This is a genomic window from Pseudomonas sp. FBCC-B545, from assembly GCF_059134095.1.
The window spans coordinates 723,327-740,836 of record NZ_CP101441.1 but is presented as its reverse complement, the minus strand read 5'-3'; the positions used below and the strand labels follow the sequence as shown (position 1 = coordinate 740,836).

Sequence of the window (17,510 nt, the reverse complement as noted above, 5' to 3'; positions counted from 1 at the left end):
TGAGATGGCCGAGCAAACTCTGAAAGCTCCGTCAGATAAATCTGATTCAGGTGAACAGTTCGCCCTGGAGTTCATCCAGCAACATTTGAATCGCATCCAGGCGTTGCTGCGGGTCGTCGAGTTGCAGCAGGTCGACCTTGTCGGCCTCGGTGAACGGCAATAGATAAGCCAGCTGATTGCCCAGAGCTTGCTGCCCCTCGGCTTGGCCGCCCATGTCCAGAGAGGCGACCATCGGGTGCTCGGCCAGGGCCTGGAGCAACGCGAGCAAGTCGGCATCCTCTTCTTCAAGCGGCCGGTCCGGCAACTCTTGCAGCCATTGCACGTCGGCCACCAGCAGTTGGTCTTTCTGCACGCCGGCATCACGCACACGGAAACGCCGACCGCCTTCGACACGAATCCCCAGCAGGCCGTTTTCCTGCTGTTTGAAGTCGCGGATCAGCGCTTCACAGCCAATCAACGCGTAGCCCTCCGGCGCCATGCCGACTTCCTTGCCGTCGAGGATGCACACCACGCCGAAGCTTTCGCCCTTTTTCATGCAGCGGCTGATCATGTCCAGATAGCGCGCCTCGAACAGTTGCAAGTCAAGGGTGCAGCCAGGGAACAGCACGGTGTTGAGCGGGAACAGCGCCAGACTCATAAAGGTTTCCTTAAACCTGGGTTAAACAATTACCGACACTGCCAGCGGCAGGAACACTGCCGTGGCCACGCCCATCAGGCTCATCGCCAGCGCCGCGAAGGCGCCACACTCTTCGCTTTCCTGCAGGGCCACCGAGGTGCCGACGGCGTGGGCAGTCATGCCCAACGCCATGCCGCGCGCTTCGGGGCTGTGTACACCCAGGCGTGTCAGGTACGCCGGGCCGATCATCGCGCCGACCACCCCGGTGATCAGCACAAACACCGCCGCCAAGGCCGCAACGCCACCAATCTGCTCGGCGACCAGCATGGCGATCGGCGACGTCACCGACTTGGGCGCCATGGTCATCAGCACCATATGTTCGGCTCCGAACCACCACCCCAGCCACACACACAAACCTGTGGCCAACACCCCACCTATCACCAGCGTAGTAAAAATCGGCCAGAACAATTGGCGAATCCGTCGCAGGTTGAGATAAAGCGGCACCGCCAGGGCCACTGTTGCAGGCCCGAGCAGGATGCCCATGATCTCGGTGCTCTTGCGGTATTCGGCATAGCTCAGGCCACAGGTGAGCAGCACGCCGATCACCAGCAGCATGGACACCAGCACCGGCTGCAGGAAGACCCAGCGGGTTTTCTCGAACCCCGCCAGCACCAGTTGATAGGCGCCCAGGGTGATGCCGATGCCGAACAGCGGGTGGTGAATGACGGCCGTCCAGGCACCCTGCCAGTCAAAGATCACTGCCCTCGCTCCTTGCGCTTGACCATTTGCTGCATCAATACGCCGATAAAGCCCATGGCGATCACCAGCGACAATACCAGCGCACCGACGATGGCCCAGAAGTCGGCGGCGATGTCCTTGGCATATACCATCACGCCCACGGCCGGGGGCACCAGCAGCAGCGGCAGATAACGCAACAGGCTGCTGGCCGCCAGGCTCAGGGGCTCGCCGACTTCACCGCGCCAGACCAGGAAACCCAGCATCAGCAACAGGCCCACAATCGGCCCCGGCAGCACTGGCAACAGTAAATGATTGATCGCCGTGCCGATCAGTTGGAACAGCACCAGCCAGGTCAGGCCACGTAACAGCATTCGCTCTCTCCCCTTCAAAGCTCGCCCGCATTATAAGCATGCCCATTCTATGCCCCGGCATTCGCCAAAAGCATGGTGGGTTGACCGGGCGGGGTGCCCATGATGATCTACATTGGTTCTCTGTAACCCATAAAAAGCCCCCATTCTCGGGCGGATAAAAACGATGAACCCAGGAGAGACGCAATGCCCTATGTACCTGTAGCGCAGCTCAAAGATTATGTCGGCAAGGAACTGGGACGTTCCGAATGGCTCACCATCGACCAGGCGCGTATCAACCTGTTCGCAGAAGCCACCGGCGATCATCAGTTCATCCACGTCGACCCGGTCAAGGCCGCCGAGACCCCATTCGGCAGCACCATCGCCCATGGTTTCCTGTCGCTGTCGCTGATGCCCAAGCTGATGGAAGACATCCTGATCATGCCCGAAGGCCTGAAGATGGCAGTCAACTACGGCCTGGACAGCGTGCGTTTTATCCAGCCGGTGAAGGTTGATTCCAAGGTGCGCCTGAACGTCACCCTCACCGATGTCACCGAGAAAAAACCGGGCCAATGGCTGTTCAAGGCCACCGCCACCCTGGAAATCGAAGGCCAGGAGAAGCCCGCCTACATTGCCGAGTCGTTGTCGCTCTGCTTCGTATAAGGCCCGGACTGTGGTGAGGCGATAAACCTTGCCACAGTGTATGTAAATTTATGTATGAATCCTGCGGCTGCGGCATACTCGGCGCTCAATTATCCGGATCCCGCTATGCGCCCACTCGTTCCCCTCGCCTTTGCCCTGTTGCTCACCGCTTGCGGAGACGGCGAATCGCTGTTGCCGCCCGATGCGCGCCTGCCCGATGGCGGCCGCTACCGGGGTGACGTGGTCAACGGACTGCTGCAAGGCCAGGGCCGCGTGGATTACCCCAATGGCAGTTGGTACGCCGGCCAGTTCGACAAAGGGCAGTGGCACGGCAAGGGCGAATGGCATGGTAGTAATGGCGAAGTCTATAAAGGCGAATTCCAGCAGGGCCTGTTTGAGGGCCAGGGCAGCCTGACCACCGCGGGCAGCAGTTACGTCGGAGGTTTCAAAAAGGGTCGACGCAACGGCGAAGGCACCCTCAAAGAGGGGCAAATGACCTATCGCGGCGAATTCAAGGACGACCAGTACGCAGGCCTCGGCCGCCTCGAGCTGGCCGATGGCAGCCAATACCAGGGCCAATTCGCCCACGGCAAGCCCAATGGCGAAGGCCAGCGTAATGACGACAGCGGCAATCAGTTCAGTGGCCGCTTCGTCGATGGCCAACTGGAAGGCAATGGCACCTTCAACAGCGCCGAGGGCGATATCTATGTCGGCCAATTCAAGCAGAACCAGCTCAACGGCAAAGGCCGCTACGAAAACGCTGACGGCGACGTGTGGATCGGCCAGTTCAAGGAAGGCGCCCTCAGCGGCCAGGGTGAATTGATCGGGGTGGATGGCAGCCATTATGTCGGCCAGTTCAGCGATTGGCGCTTTACCGGCGAAGGCCGCCTGAATCTCACCGATGGCAGTTTCTATATCGGCGGTTTCGACAGCGACAACTACCAGGGCCGCGGCACCCTCGTCCTCACCGACGGCACCGTACAGGCGGGCACCTGGGTCAATGGCCTGCGCGTACGCGATGCCGATGGCACGCTGCTGCCCGACCCACTGGAAACCGGCGTACTGGCCCAAGGCCGCTTGCTCGATAACGCCCTGGCCGCCGTGCCGCTGTCCACCCCTGCCGTCGAGCTGTACACCTTGGCATTGGCGGGCGACGGCAAGCAAAGCGTGTTCCTGCGCGAAGCCGATTACGTCAGCAACATGCTCGCCACACGCTTCGGCGCACGCGGGCAGGTGCGCCTGGTCAACCACCGCGACCATATTACCGACCGCCCGCTGGCCACCCGCGAAAGCCTGCGACGCGCCGTGCAAACCCTGGCCGAACGTACCGGGCCGGAAGACCTGATCTTCATCTACATGACCAGCCATGGCACACACGAACACGAACTGGTGCTCGACCAACCGCGCATGGAACTGGCCGACCTGCCCGCCGATGAGCTGGCCGCGGTGCTCGCACCGCTGAAAAACCGCGACAAGATTATCGTGATCTCAGCATGCTATTCCGGAGGCTTCATACCGGCACTCAAGGATGAACGCACCCTGATCATGACCGCCTCCCGTGCAGACCGCGTGTCGTTTGGCTGCTCGGAAGAAGCGGACTTCACCTACTTCGGTGATGCCCTTTTCGCACAAGCTTTTAACCAGACGGATGATTTGCAACACGCCTTCAAACTGGCACAACTGCACGTGGCCGAACGCGAACAGGCGGACAACTTCGAAGCCTCCGAACCGCAGATCTGGGCCCCCAAAGGCGTGATCGCCCGCTGGCAATTATTACGCAAACAGCAGGCACGAAAGGCGCTCGAAAGCGTCTCAATGAATAGCAAGGAAGCCAAAGGCAACTAAGCTGTAACGTGTAACAAGGGGGAAACACCATGTACCTGACACCTCAGCACATCTTGCTGGCCGGGGCCTCCGGGCTGACTGGCGAGCACCTGCTCGACCGCCTGCTCAACGAACCTACCGTAACCCGCGTACTGGCACCGAGTCGCAAGCCGCTGGCTGAGCACCCGCACCTGGAAAACCCCGTAGGCGACCCCGCCGTATTCCTGCCGCAACTGAGCGGCCAGGTGGATATCGCCTTCTGCTGCCTGGGCACTACCATCAAGCAGGCGGGCTCCGAAGCGGCCTTCCGCGCTGTCGACCTGGATCTGGTCGTGGCCTTCGCCAAGCGCGCACGGGAACTGGGCGCGCGGCACCTGATCGTGATCAGCGCTATTGGCGCCGACCCGAAATCCTCGATCTTCTACAACCGGGTCAAGGGCGAAATGGAACAGGCATTGAAGGCCCAGGACTGGCCGCAACTGACCATCGTGCGGCCTTCGCTGCTATTGGGCGAACGCTTGGAACCACGCCTGGCCGAGCAACTGGCCGGGCCGTTGTCGCGTTTGATCCCAGGCAAGTATCACGGCATCGAAGTCTGCGAACTGGCCCGCGCCATGTGGCGTCTGGCGCTGGAAGAGCAGGATGGGGTACGGGTGGTCGAGTCGGATGAGCTGCGCAAGCTCGGCAAGTAAATGTAAACACAAAACCAATGTGGGAAGGGGCTTGCCCCGATTACGGTATGTCAGTCACCAAATAGTTGACTGGACTACCGCTATCGGGGGCAAGCCCCCTCCCATATTGTTTTGTGTTGCTGGCGGGATTTGCGTTACAGCCCACCAGTGGCGTTGAAGCCAACGCCCAGCACCGTCAACACCGACAAGGGCAACAACAGCGTATCGAGCAATGCACTGGCCGGCAGGTCGACATGGGGATAGCGCGGCGCCTCGGTACCAAAGCGGTCCTTGGCGCAACAGCCGCCATTGATCGCATACAAATCCAGGCGCGTACCTGCATACACCACCGGCGCGCCAGGTTGCGCGGCGTCCAGGGTGCGCGCCGTGGCGCAGCCCATCAGTTGCAGCGCCAGCAATAGCAGCAGCGTTTTATTCATCGCCGCCCAAATGGTGCTCGCCCCAGCGCGGCAGCATGTCCTGGGGAATGTTCAGCAGGTTGAGGATGCGCGCCACCACGAAGTCCACCAGGTCATCAATGGTCTGCGGCTGGTGATAGAAGCCCGGCGAAGCCGGCAAAATGGTCACGCCCATGTTCGACAACTTGAGCATGTGCTCCAGGTGGATGCTTGAATACGGCGCTTCGCGGGGCACCAGGATCAATTGGCGGCGCTCCTTCAAGGTCACGTCCGCTGCCCGTTCGATCAGGTTGTTGCAAGCCCCCGTGGCAATTGCCGACAGGGTGCCGGTGGAGCACGGCACCACCACCATCGCCGCAGGCGCACCGGAACCGGAAGCTACGGGCGACATCCAGTCTTCCTTGCCGTAGACCTTGATCTGCCCTGCCGCTGCGCCGGTGTACTCGGTGAGGAACGCCTGCATCGTCTGCACCTTGGCTGGCAGTGCGACATCGGTCTCGGTAGCCATTACCAACTGCGCCGCCTTGGAGATCAGGAAGTGCACCTCCCGGTCCTCGCGCACCAGGCAATCCAGCAAGCGCAAGCCATATGGCGCGCCGGACGCGCCGGTCATCGCCAAGGTGATGCGTTCCGGGCCGCTCATTTCAGCGCCTCGGCCAATTTGCCATGCAGGCCGCCGAAGCCGCCGTTGCTCATGATCACTACGTGGGTGCCCGGCTTGGCGTGATGCTTGACCTGTTCAATGATGGCTTCCAGGGAATCGCACACCACCGACGGCACGGTGCACAACGCAGCAATCGCTGGCAGGTCCCAGCCAAGGTTGGCCGGTGCGTACCACACCACCTGGTCGGCATCGTTGACGCTTTCCGGCAGGCCATCGCGGTGCGCGCCGAGCTTCATTGAGTTGGAACGGGGCTCAACGATCGCAATGATCTGGGCGCCTCCGACGCGCTTGCGCAAGCCATCCAGGGTCGTGGCAATCGCGGTTGGGTGATGGGCAAAGTCGTCGTAGATGGTAATCCCATTCACGTCCGCCACTTTCTCCATGCGGCGCTTCACGCTTTTGAATGCGCTCAATGCCGCAATGCCCATGGCTGGCACTACGCCTACATGCCGAGCTGCGGCCAGCGTCACCAAGGCGTTGGCCACATTATGCTGGCCGGTCATGCCCCAATCGACGATGCCTTGAGCTTCGCCTTCGAACAGCACTTCAAAGCGCGAACCGTCTTCGCTGAGCAACCTGGCCTGCCACTGCCCGCCGGCACCGGTGGTCTGTACCGGGGTCCAGCAGCCCATGTCGATCACACGCTGCAAGGCCGGCTCGGTAGTCGGATGGATAACCAGGCCTTCACTCGGGATGGTACGCACCAAGTGATGGAACTGCCGCTCAATGGCCGGTAGGTCGGGAAAGATATCGGCGTGATCGAACTCGAGGTTATTCAGGATCGCTGTGCGCGGGCGGTAATGCACGAACTTGGAGCGCTTATCAAAAAAGGCGCTGTCGTATTCGTCCGCCTCAATCACGAAAAACGGCGTATCACCCAGCCGCGCCGAGACCGAAAAATTCTGCGGCACACCGCCGATCAGGAAACCCGGGCTCATGCCCGCATGCTCCAGCACCCAGGCCAGCATGCTGCTGGTGGTGGTCTTGCCGTGGGTGCCGGCCACTGCAAGTACCCAACGGCCCTGCAACACATGGTCGGCCAGCCACTGAGGCCCTGAGACATAAGGCAAGCCCTTGTTCAGTACATACTCTACCGCTGGGTTGCCGCGGGACATGGCGTTGCCGATCACCACCAGGTCCGGGACCGGGTCGAACTGCGCCGGGTCATAACCTTGGGTCAACGCGATACCCTGCGCCTCGAGTTGCGTGCTCATGGGCGGGTAGACATTGGCATCAGAGCCGGTGACGTGATGGCCCAGTTCTTTGGCCAGGACCGCCATCGAACCCATGAAAGTGCCGCAAATACCGAGAATATGAATGTGCATAGTCGACCTCGTAAAACATCGAGGCAGGTTAGCGTAACGTGAGTAAAGTCGCACTCTTTAGCTTTGGCTCCCGCTATGCAGGGCTTGCCAGGGAGGTGCCAGCTCTCGGGCTTGCTGGATATAAAGCGCCACTCGCGCACTGATTAAATGGTGACCTATTCGTACGCTGAGTGGCGAAAATCACAAACACACTCAAAAAATCGAGGAAGATTTACCCTGATAATTCAGGAAAGATCAAAAAGCCCACCATTCGATGGGCTCTGCTGATATGACCGACCTTAGCCGGTGCCCGCAATCTTCGATTTCAGCGAGCCCATCAACGCAGAAAGGACTGCCATACGGGTCTCCATGGCGATTGCACGGGGCTTGATATCATCTTCGTCAGCCCCCGTGAAAGCGGGCTGAAACGGAATATTGTGCTTGCGCGCTTCTTTAGCGAACTCGCCCTCGGCAAAGTCAAGCATGGCTCCAAGCGCATCCAGACGCGTGTCGTTATCCAGCATCAGCCATTTCACCGATATAGGAACAGGCTCCTCATTACGCAGTTCGCCCAAGGTATTGACGATCTTAAATACACTGCTTTGAATATGATCGACGATCCGGCCCTCTTCTACACTTTGTACGGTGGCATTGGCGGGTGGAGGGTTGATAATTGGCTTGAGCGCTTCGTTAGCAGTTCCGGCAATAAACAATCCCATCGTACTAAAGGGCGCGCTGATTGCTGTGGTGATGGCAGCGGTCTTGAGGAGCGTCTTGGTCGTGGGCGGAAGCGCTGTCTCTTTGGCTTTCACCAGTTCATCGGCATTCTTCTCAAGCTTGGCCGCAGAAAAGGGCTCGACCTCCTGCCCATCGACTCGTCCTGCCGTGGGCTGGCCAAATAACTTGTCGCGAGCTTCAGCGTCTTTACGGGCTTGCCATTCTTTTTGCTGTTTGGCTTTGTATTCGACCATCGCTGGCGATTGATAAATACTTCCCTGACTAGCTTCCCCCGGTAGTCGGGTGCCTACCGAATGCCCTGGCCCCTCGAAGCTTCCAACTTTGGAATCAACGAACGCTTGATCTAGCGTTCGGTCGAGGCTCCCTGACTTGCTGCTGCCAGGTGTGTCGCCTACTTTCGGGGCGTCTAAAGACCGAGTCGGAATTGGAGTACTGCCTCGCGCCCCGCCCATAACGCTGTCTAAAAACCCGCCTATTCTTGAATACTTTGTGTGCAGGTGGGCCTGTGTAGAAATTGAAAGTATCATAATGAGTTACCTGATGATTAATAATTATTAGAAAGCCATCCATTACCTTCATTTGATAAGTGAGCAATATGCCGGAAACAGTTCCTGCTCTTCATTAATAAAAATATCGAAACACACCTACTGCCCAAGCAGCATTAAATACCAACCCAGCACTATTTTTCCAAGGCACTAACAACACCAAACTGTGTAGCTTGCACACCAAAAGGCGTCTTGGTAATAACATTATATGCATACCACCCTCCGGCTTTCAGGATCGCAACGGTGGGTCGCCACACATTATCTTCCGCCGACTTGAAAAACCTTTTGACGATATCGCCCTCCTTGTAAGCTTTGGAGACATCATAACTTTTATAATTTCCTCTGAGCTTTGACAGCACCTCATCGCTTTTTCCCGCGATGTGTTTGATATCCCGATAGCCCGCGTGCGCGCCCTTATTCAAGTTTTTAGCAATATCTACAGTATCGGTGTACCCCACCGACGCACCAACACCGGCAAATACTCCGCGCGTGAGAATAGTCAGCAAGCCTTTGCCTGCCTTGGATGCTTTACGACCAGCATTGGCGGCCGGAAGGGCAAAACCTAAAATATCGAAACCGATATTAAACACTGCCCCCTTGATATCCCCTTTAATCGCATCTTGAACTCCATCATAAAAAGGCACGAGGCTCAGGAAAAACTCCTTGAGGTTTTCATCAATTGCCCGCCCTTTCTCAATCTCCGTAACTCCCGCAGCCTTGAGCTTGAGATCCTCATAAGGCTGCACAGAGAAACTACCCACTGCCTGAGCAAGCGCATTGGTTTTTTTTGAGAAGTAGGAGCCCGGCATGTCACCCGTCACATCTGGTGGGTCACGATCTTCGTTGAGCGTTCCATAGGCGTTGTAAACATGCAATGAGCCCGGAACATAGCCCTTGCCTTGGTCGCTGAAATACGAACTGTCGTCAAAGCCGGTTCGGCTAGCTGGAACCGTATTTTCCTTGACAATTCGCCCTTCGAAAGGAAGAACGTTATAGGTAGAAACGTTACCCCCCCCGTCCACTACTTTCATCAATAAACCCTGAGTCCCCTTAAGCGCTTTAAGTTCCTGCTCGGTGGGTTCTCTAGGCCAAAACCTCATGCTGGTAAGCACTTCAAGTGCAGAGGGGACTCTATCTAGAAAAGGACGAGATACTTCGAAAAAGCTCACGTCCGACTGGCTAATCTTTTCTCGTTCGACAATTGGCAACAATGAAAGCTGATATTTAAACTGGATACCCCATGCACTCTCATGGGTTTTCCGATAATCCTGGAACGCCGCAGAAAATACTTGGTTGATGTCAGGCTCAAGTTCCTCAATTCGAGACTTAACCTTACTGTATGGAAATTTGTTTTCGTCCAATGACTTCCATTTACCCACCTTGACAGGCCCACTCATGTAAATATCAAGCAGCGACAACGGTGCATGCTTCACCTCCGTGTCCTGCAGCACTTTGAGGGTCGGGTCAATATCGGGAAAAACGCGCCTGAGCTCCTCCAAGGCCAAGGCCTCTCGCGTTTTGGGGAGTGTTTTCAATACTTCACTCGCCCATGAAATTTCTCTTACCTGTTTGATGGATGCTTGTCTTATCCGCTCGAGCTCAGTCGTCGTAACGGTAAACTTCGAATTGTTTACAGTGATTCTGTTCGCGAAGCCCCAGGCGACAATAGCGTCGTGCATTGCCGCGCTCAACTCGCTCTCGCCCTCAAACGAAACAGGCGGCACCTTACCAAAAGCCATCACTTGGCTATAGGTCATGTTTGCCGATGCACCAGGTACTTGCAGCTCAATACGCATTACTTGAATGCAAAAATTCATCCATGCAGCAGAGCCATAAATAATGCCGGGCGGTATGTTTTTTACCAAGAATTCAGGAGCAACCGCCGATAGTAGTAAGCGCGCAGACAATGCAGCCAATTCAACCCCAACCCTGGGTTCAAGATGAGCGACAAAGCGTTTGACGATTTCAGCGGGAGAGGCGCCAACATTATCTTTGTGATACAGGTCATAGCCCGCCACATTGAAACGCGATTTGTCCGCACTGGCATCCAGCTCATGTACCAATGCGGCGTTCACATTTTCAATTGCGCTGGTCGAGGTTTTGATCGACTTGAGCGTGTTTTGAATATCCTCACCCAGCGCCAGCGCCTTGGGCGAGCGAATGAGCTGATCCATTATCAACGCGGGGTGATCTGCGATCATTTGGCTGGTGGCGTGGGGAAGCGCCTTGATCAACAAGCTTAATACACTGCTTGCACCTGGCCCGGTCTGCGTACCAGGCACCTGGGCAAGTTGCTGTCTCTTCCACTCATCCACCAAGCCTTGCCTCTTGCGCAAGGCAGTACGGCCCAACTTTATGCTCAACTGCTTGGTACCCCCCGACTCAATACCTGGTGCCCGATGAGCGAGGTCAACGGACAACCCCAGTGCCGTTTCAAGCGCCTGTTCACTATTGACGGGTACCTTGTTGCCTTCCAGCGTGAGGATTTGTGCGGCACTCATCTCACTGCGCTGTTCGCTGGCGAATAGGCTTGAACGAGGGTCAATGGGAATCTTGACTGCATCCAGGTCAATATGCCCACTGGCATCATCTACCTGGGAGCGCAACGCCGTAATAAGCGCATGACGATTAGCGTTATCCCCCAGCGCCTGCCAGTGTGCAGCCAACGCTTCATCAGAACGCGGCGTTACATAGTTATCGGGTAAGTCAAAGCCAGGCTTTTCGAGCAACTGCCGAATACGGGCATGCACTTCAGTCGTGCTAGAGCTCTTGGGCTCGCCGTAAAACTGCTCGACCACAACAAGCGGTACTTGGTCGTCACGTCCGTATAACGGGTATACAAATGTCTGCCCGGTTTCTGGCGCAAACACTTTGGAAATGGACAATAACGTGCGCGAAATATCGGACCACCCTGAATCATCTGATAACGAAAAGGTTTTGATCGCACCGCCGACATAACCAGAGATTTCACCGCGTGATGGATTGACTTTCAAATAGCCCGTGTTGAGATTTTGCTCCCGGGCCCATGCCAGAAACCCTGGCTCTTTGAACGCGTGATCCAACTGTGTACGCCAACGTCCCACGGTCGATTCCCGGCGTACATCAACCAAAGGCGCGTGGCCAAACGTTTTGTTGATACCCGCAGCCAATGTCTTGGCATAAGATCTTGCCACTTCTGCATCGGCGCCAGCCCGTGAAAATGCCGTTGGCCCGCCAGCGCGTTCGGGCAGCTCGGTGCGGGTGTCAGCCCGCAATTCATCTGCAGCATGATCGCGATGCGTGCCAATTATCTCTGTAACGGGTGCCAGAACGGCGTTGAAAGCGGATGGGAGCAGAGGCGCGGAGAGTTTTGGAATAGTCATGATTCACCCTTAGTGCAGACATTAAGATTTCCTGTAAAGGAGCCTTCATACATGTCCTTAGTGGATCATTGAAAAAAAATCGCGCGGTTAAACCTCGACCAAATAAGACAGCCCTCAAAAAACCGCAACTCAACGCGCTTGCACACTGCGAATATCAAGGGCTCAGTATATTTTCAACAATATGATACCAATACGCCTGTCGCCACTTAAGACACACACGCATCACTCTTTAAAGAATAAAAGAGAAAACCGAACGTAGTCTAAACCCCGACATTTCGTGAGATCCCGTGCTTGCGCAACTTTCTATAAAGCGTATTGCGGCTTAAACCCAGGCTTGCAGCCGTTTGTGTCATGTGCCAACCCTGCCGCTCCAGTGTGCCAAGCAGTACCAAGCGCTCCGCATCTTCCAGCGCCAGCCCGTTGTGGGTTCCCCTGGTCGGTTCGGTTCGGCCTTGACGCATTGTCGCGGGTAGATCTGCAACGCTGACCGTGCCGCTCTCGTTCAGCGCGACCAACGTGCGCAGCACTGTGCGCAACTGCCGCACATTGCCTGGCCAAGCGTACGCCAGCAGGGCTTGGCGAGCCTGGACGTCGAGTACAACAGGCTGCGTCCCGGCTTCCTGTGCCAATAAAAAGTCGAGCAATTGGGCTTTGTCACTGCGCTCGCGCAGCGGCGGCAGCTCAATCTCCAGACCGTTGAGCCGGTAGTACAGATCCTCGCGAAAGCTGCCGTCTTGCATGCGCTCGAGCAAATTTCGGTGTGTGGCACTGATGATCCGCACATTCACAGCGTGCGGCTCACCGCCGATGGGCACCACCAGGCGATCCTCCAGCACTCTTAGCAGGCGCGTCTGCAACGCCAGCGGCATGTCGCCGATTTCGTCGAGAAACAGGGTGCCGCCATCGGCTTGTTGCAACTTGCCGCGCATGCCGTCTTTAAGGGCCCCAGTAAAACTGCCGCCGCGATAGCCGAACAATTCGCTTTCGATCAGGCTTTCCGGAATGGCGGCGCAGTTGAGGGCGATAAAAGGTTTATTGGCACGCTGGCTGGCCTGGTGTATGGCCTTGGCGAAAGCCTCCTTGCCGGAACCCGTCTCACCATTGACCAGCAGCGGAACGTCGCGCTCGAAGACTCGCAGCGCCTTGCGAAACTCATTTTGCAAGGCCGGGTCGGCCAGGCAGATGCCGGGCATGCGCGGCGGCTCGGGCGCCTTGAAGACGGGGGGCGGCACAGGGCGCGGCTGACCGCGCAACGCGGCGAACAAGTGCCGCCCGTCGCGGCTGCGTAACGGCCAACTCGCGGTGGCATTGGCACTGGCGCGACCGAACAGTTGGTCCAGGGAGCAGTCGAAAAACGCCTCCACCGGTTGCCCCAGCAAGCCCCCGCGCACTTGCCCCAGCAGGTTCAACGCACTCTGGTTGACCGCGCAAATGCGCCCTTCCCCATCGAACGCCAACAGCCCTTCACTGAACAGGCCCACCGACTCGGCCTGCAGGTGGAAACGCAACAGCCAGTGGTGCTCAAAATGGCGCAGGAAGTAGCAACTCTCAATCATCTTCGCCGACAGGTTCACCAGCGCCATGGTATGGAATTGGCTCTGGCGCGATACCGCTTCGCGTGCCGAGGACACATCGAGTACCGCCAGCAGCTCACCGTGGGGGTCGAACACCGGGCTTGCCGAGCAGGTCAGCCCGGTATGGCGGCCACGGAAGTGTTCATCGCGGTGAATGGTCAAGGACTGACGCTCCACCAGGCAGGTGCCAATGCCGTTAGTGCCCTCGCAGGCTTCGCTCCAATCAGCGCCCAGCCATAGCCCGGCGCGCTCGAAAATCTTGCGTTCGGACGGCGCGGTAACGCAGTTGAGGATCACGCCCCGTGCGTCGGTGAGCAGAACCGCATGGCCGGCGCCGGAGAGCTGCTGATGCAGGCTGTTCATCTCGCTGCCGGCGATGTGCAGCACTTGGCGCAGGCGCTCGCGGCTTTCCAGCAGGCGGCCGTGTTCAAGCACCGTGGGGGCGATGGTCTGCGCAGGATCGAGGTGATAATCCTCCACGCAACGCAGCCAGGAACGAGCGATGGACGGATCGCTGCCCGGCCCCTGGGACAGCTCCTGTCCGCGGGTGACGGTCAAGACTTGCTGGGCATGGCGACTGAAATGATCGTTATGCATATTCTTATTATTCTCCCTGCGTGAGAGCGCCCAGCATCCCCCAGCCCTCTGCCCATTGCAATCCCGGGCCGACCCACCGGTCACAGGCTGTACCGTTTATGGCACAAACTGTCACAGCACCTGTACCACGAGGATGACAACGACGCAGAGCGCCAACGCCCAACCCGTTGATTTGATTGGCCGGCGCTGCAGTGGCCCAACCTTTGCTCTACGCTTTATCACGCGCTTGTCGCGATGTACTCCAATAAACATAAAAGCAGGAGATGCCACCATGCGTTACGCACACCCCGGTACTGAAGGCGCGATCGTTTCGTTCAAGGCCAAGTACGGTAACTACATCGGCGGCGAATTCGTTGCGCCGGTCGATGGCAACTATTTCACCAACACCTCGCCGGTCAACGGCAAGCCTATCGCCGAATTCCCGCGCTCCACGGCCAAGGACATCGATAAAGCCCTGGACGCCGCCCACGCCGCCGCCGATGCCTGGGGCAAGACCTCGGCCCAGGACCGCTCCCTGGTGCTGCTGAAAATCGCCGACCGCATCGAACAGAACCTCGAGCTGCTGGCCATCACCGAAACCTGGGACAACGGCAAGGCCGTACGCGAAACCCTCAACGCCGACATCCCCCTGGCCGCCGACCACTTCCGCTACTTCGCCGGCTGCATCCGCGCCCAGGAAGGCAGCAGCGCCGAAATCAACGAACACACCGCCGCCTATCACTTCCACGAGCCGCTGGGCGTGGTCGGCCAGATCATCCCTTGGAACTTCCCGCTGCTGATGGCCGCATGGAAACTCGCCCCGGCCCTGGCCGCCGGCAACTGCGTAGTGCTCAAGCCCGCCGAGCAAACACCGCTGGGCATCAACGTGCTGATGGAAGTGATCGGCGACCTGCTGCCGCCGGGCGTACTCAACGTGGTACACGGTTTCGGCAAGGAGGCCGGCGAAGCCTTGGCCACCAGCAAGCGCATCGCCAAGATCGCCTTCACCGGCTCGACGCCTGTGGGCTCGCACATCATGCATGCGGCGGCTGAGAACATCATCCCGTCCACCGTCGAGCTGGGTGGCAAGTCGCCGAACATCTTCTTCGCCGACATCATGAAAGCCGAACCTGCATTTATCGAAAAAGCCGCCGAAGGCCTGGTGCTGGCGTTCTTCAACCAGGGCGAAGTATGCACCTGCCCATCTCGCGCACTGGTGGAAGAATCGATCTACGACGACTTCATGAAAGTAGTGATGAAGAAGGTCGAGTCGATCAAGCGTGGCGACCCGCTGGACACCGACACCATGGTCGGCGCCCAGGCCTCCGAGCAACAGTTCGACAAAATCCTGTCCTACCTGGAAATCGCCAAGGGCGAAGGCGCGCAGCTGCTGACCGGCGGCAAGGTCGAGAAGCTGACGGGCGACCTCGCCACCGGCTATTACATCCAGCCGACCCTACTCAAGGGCACCAACGAAATGCGCGTGTTCCAGGAAGAAATCTTCGGCCCGGTGGTGAGCATCACCACCTTCAAGGACGAAGCCGAAGCCCTGGCGATTGCCAACGACACCGAGTTCGGCCTGGGCGCCGGCCTGTGGACCCGCGACATCAACCGCGCCTACCGTATGGGCCGGGCGATCAAGGCCGGCCGTGTGTGGACCAACTGCTACCACCTGTATCCGGCGCATGCCGCGTTTGGCGGTTACAAGAAGTCCGGCGTGGGCCGCGAGACCCACAAGATGATGTTGGATCACTACCAGCAGACCAAGAACCTGCTGGTGAGCTACGACATCAATCCACTGGGCTTCTTCTAACCCGCAACACCCCTCCTACCTTTGAAACGCAATCAAAGGTGGGAGGGGCTTGCTCCCGATAGCAGAGTGTCAGTCGACATCTAAGTGACTGACCCACTGCTATCGGGAGCAAGCCCCCTCCCACATTTGGATCTTCATAAGTATTTGCGATGCGCATTCGGCATACAGAGGCCGAGTTAAAACAATAAGAATGAAAGGTACTTCCCCATGCCTAGCGAACCCACTGGCTCTTCCGTCGACTTCGAAAAAGTCGGCACCGAATACTTCCAACAACGTGAACTGAAAAAAGGCGCCGCCGGCTGGGTACTGCTGGTGGGCCTTGGCGTTGCCTATGTGATCTCCGGCGATTACGCCGGCTGGAACTTCGGCCTGGCCCAGGGTGGCTGGGGCGGCATGTTCCTCGCCACCTTGCTGATGGCGACGATGTACCTGTGCATGTGCTTTTCCCTTGCAGAACTGTCGTCCATGATCCCCACCGCCGGCGGTGGCTACGGTTTTGCCCGCAGCGCCTTTGGCCCTTGGGGCGGGTTTCTCACGGGTACCGCGATCCTCATCGAATACGCCATCGCCCCTGCGGCCATCGCGGTATTTATCGGCGCCTATTGCGAGTCACTGTTCGGCATTGGCGGCTGGATGATCTACCTGGCGTTCTACATCATCTTTATCGGCATCCACATCTTTGGCGTGGGCGAAGCCTTGAAACTGATGTTCGTGATCACCGCCGTCGCCGCAATTGCCCTGGGCGTGTTCCTGGTGTCGATGGTGCCGCACTTCAACGTCGCCAACCTGCTGGACATTCCGGTGACCGAAGCCAAGGGCGCCAGCAGCTTCCTACCGTTCGGCTACGTCGGCGTGTGGGCGGCGATCCCTTATGCCATCTGGTTTTTCCTCGCGGTGGAAGGCGTTCCATTGGCCGCCGAAGAAACCAAGAACCCAAAACGCGACCTGCCCCGCGGCCTGATCGGCGCCATTGTTGTGCTGACCAGTTTTGCCCTGCTGATTCTGGTGATCGCGCCGGGCGGTGCGGGCACTTACGCGCTGATCAAATCCGGCAACCCGCTGGTTGAAGCACTGGCGTTGTCCTACGGCGGTTCGACCTGGATGGGCAGCTTCGTCAACCTGGTCGGCTTGGCCGGCTTGATTGCGAGCTTTTTCTCGATCATCTACGCCTATTCGCGGCAGATCTTTGCCTTGTCCCGCGCTGGCTACCTGCCGCGCAAACTGTCCGAGACCAACAAGAGCAAGGCGCCGGTGCTGGCGTTGGTGATCCCCGGGATTATCGGTTTTGGCCTGTCGCTGACCGGCCAGGGTGACTTGCTGATTTTGGTGGCGGTGTTTGGCGCGACGATTTCCTACGTGCTGATGATGGCCGCGCACATCACCCTACGCATCCGTCGCCCCAAAATGGACCGCCCGTACCGCACGCCGGGCGGCATCTTCACTTCGGGCGTGGCGCTGGTACTGGCCTGCGTGGCCGTGGTGGCGGGCTTCCTGGTAGATCCACGAGTGGTGATTGGCGCCGCGGTCATCTATGGAGTATTAATTGCTTACTTTGCTTTCTACAGCCGGCATCACTTGGTAGCAGGCACGCCGGAAGAGGAATTCGCGGCGATCCAGGCCGCAGAAGCCGCCTTGCACTGATTGCCGAAAACCTCGACGCGGGCGCGTACTCTATGT

14 protein-coding genes are annotated in these 17,510 nt (G+C 58.2%); 5 read left to right on the top strand and 9 right to left on the bottom strand.

The window, feature by feature from the left end; translation table 11 throughout:
* Positions 1–46: 46 nt before the first annotated feature.
* From NMB39_RS03485 to NMB39_RS03475, 3 genes are read right to left on the bottom strand one after another with little or no spacing between them, the layout of a single operon-like run.
* Positions 47–637, bottom strand: a complete 591-nt coding sequence (locus tag NMB39_RS03485; RefSeq protein WP_124413131.1) for an LON peptidase substrate-binding domain-containing protein — start codon at positions 635–637, stop codon at positions 47–49.
* A 21-nt stretch (positions 638–658) separates the two neighbouring features.
* On the bottom strand, positions 659–1,375 hold the full coding sequence (locus NMB39_RS03480) for an LrgB family protein (RefSeq protein WP_046069693.1): 717 nt from the start codon (positions 1,373–1,375) through the stop codon (positions 659–661).
* Positions 1,372–1,725 (bottom strand): CidA/LrgA family protein, encoded by a 354-nt coding sequence (locus NMB39_RS03475; protein WP_046069694.1) that lies wholly within the window; start codon positions 1,723–1,725, stop codon positions 1,372–1,374. The genes NMB39_RS03480 and NMB39_RS03475 overlap by 4 nt, the downstream gene beginning before the upstream one ends.
* Before the next feature lie 183 nt (positions 1,726–1,908).
* On the opposite strand from NMB39_RS03475, the gene NMB39_RS03470 reads away from it, so the two are divergent.
* The 3 genes from NMB39_RS03470 to NMB39_RS03460 all read left to right on the top strand — a co-directional run bounded on the left by NMB39_RS03470 (position 1,909) and on the right by NMB39_RS03460 (position 4,859).
* Positions 1,909–2,364, top strand: coding sequence for a MaoC family dehydratase (locus NMB39_RS03470; protein ID WP_043047997.1), 456 nt, complete (start codon positions 1,909–1,911; stop codon positions 2,362–2,364).
* Between the two features lie 105 nt (positions 2,365–2,469).
* The gene (locus NMB39_RS03465; protein WP_057024448.1) at positions 2,470–4,188 is read left to right on the top strand and encodes a C13 family peptidase; all 1,719 of its coding nucleotides are present in this window, start codon (positions 2,470–2,472) and stop codon (positions 4,186–4,188) included.
* A gap of 29 nt (positions 4,189–4,217) precedes the next feature.
* The gene (locus NMB39_RS03460) at positions 4,218–4,859 is read left to right on the top strand and encodes an oxidoreductase (RefSeq protein WP_046069697.1); all 642 of its coding nucleotides are present in this window, start codon (positions 4,218–4,220) and stop codon (positions 4,857–4,859) included.
* A 134-nt stretch (positions 4,860–4,993) separates the two neighbouring features.
* Here NMB39_RS03460 and NMB39_RS03455 read toward each other — a convergent pair whose 3' ends face one another.
* The 6 genes from NMB39_RS03455 to NMB39_RS03430 all read right to left on the bottom strand — a co-directional run bounded on the left by NMB39_RS03455 (position 4,994) and on the right by NMB39_RS03430 (position 14,041).
* Entirely contained in the window at positions 4,994–5,278 is a 285-nt protein-coding gene (locus NMB39_RS03455) for a YceK/YidQ family lipoprotein (protein WP_306956494.1), read from the bottom strand.
* Positions 5,271–5,900, bottom strand: coding sequence for a flavin prenyltransferase UbiX (ubiX, locus tag NMB39_RS03450; RefSeq protein WP_057024447.1), 630 nt, complete (start codon positions 5,898–5,900; stop codon positions 5,271–5,273). The genes NMB39_RS03455 and ubiX overlap by 8 nt, the downstream gene beginning before the upstream one ends.
* Positions 5,897–7,246 carry a UDP-N-acetylmuramate:L-alanyl-gamma-D-glutamyl-meso-diaminopimelate ligase gene (mpl, locus tag NMB39_RS03445; protein WP_057024446.1) on the bottom strand — a complete coding sequence of 450 codons (1,350 nt, stop codon included), beginning with the start codon at positions 7,244–7,246 and terminating at the stop codon, positions 5,897–5,899. The genes ubiX and mpl overlap by 4 nt, the downstream gene beginning before the upstream one ends.
* A gap of 278 nt (positions 7,247–7,524) precedes the next feature.
* Positions 7,525–8,196, bottom strand: a complete 672-nt coding sequence (locus NMB39_RS03440; RefSeq protein ID WP_057024445.1) for a hypothetical protein — start codon at positions 8,194–8,196, stop codon at positions 7,525–7,527.
* Between the two features lie 446 nt (positions 8,197–8,642).
* Positions 8,643–11,870, bottom strand: coding sequence for a hypothetical protein (locus NMB39_RS03435; protein ID WP_494339629.1), 3,228 nt, complete (start codon positions 11,868–11,870; stop codon positions 8,643–8,645).
* A 260-nt stretch (positions 11,871–12,130) separates the two neighbouring features.
* Positions 12,131–14,041, bottom strand: a complete 1,911-nt coding sequence (locus tag NMB39_RS03430) for a sigma-54-dependent Fis family transcriptional regulator (RefSeq protein ID WP_057024443.1) — start codon at positions 14,039–14,041, stop codon at positions 12,131–12,133.
* 271 nt (positions 14,042–14,312) lie between these two features.
* Here NMB39_RS03430 and exaC point away from each other — a divergent pair, with 271 nt between their 5' ends.
* Positions 14,313–15,833: an acetaldehyde dehydrogenase ExaC gene (gene exaC / locus NMB39_RS03425; RefSeq protein ID WP_057024442.1), complete on the top strand. Its 1,521-nt coding sequence runs from the start codon at positions 14,313–14,315 to the stop codon at positions 15,831–15,833.
* 207 nt (positions 15,834–16,040) lie between these two features.
* Positions 16,041–17,474: an ethanolamine permease gene (gene eat, locus NMB39_RS03420; RefSeq protein WP_046069706.1), complete on the top strand. Its 1,434-nt coding sequence runs from the start codon at positions 16,041–16,043 to the stop codon at positions 17,472–17,474.
* The last annotated feature ends 36 nt before the right edge of the window (positions 17,475–17,510 follow it).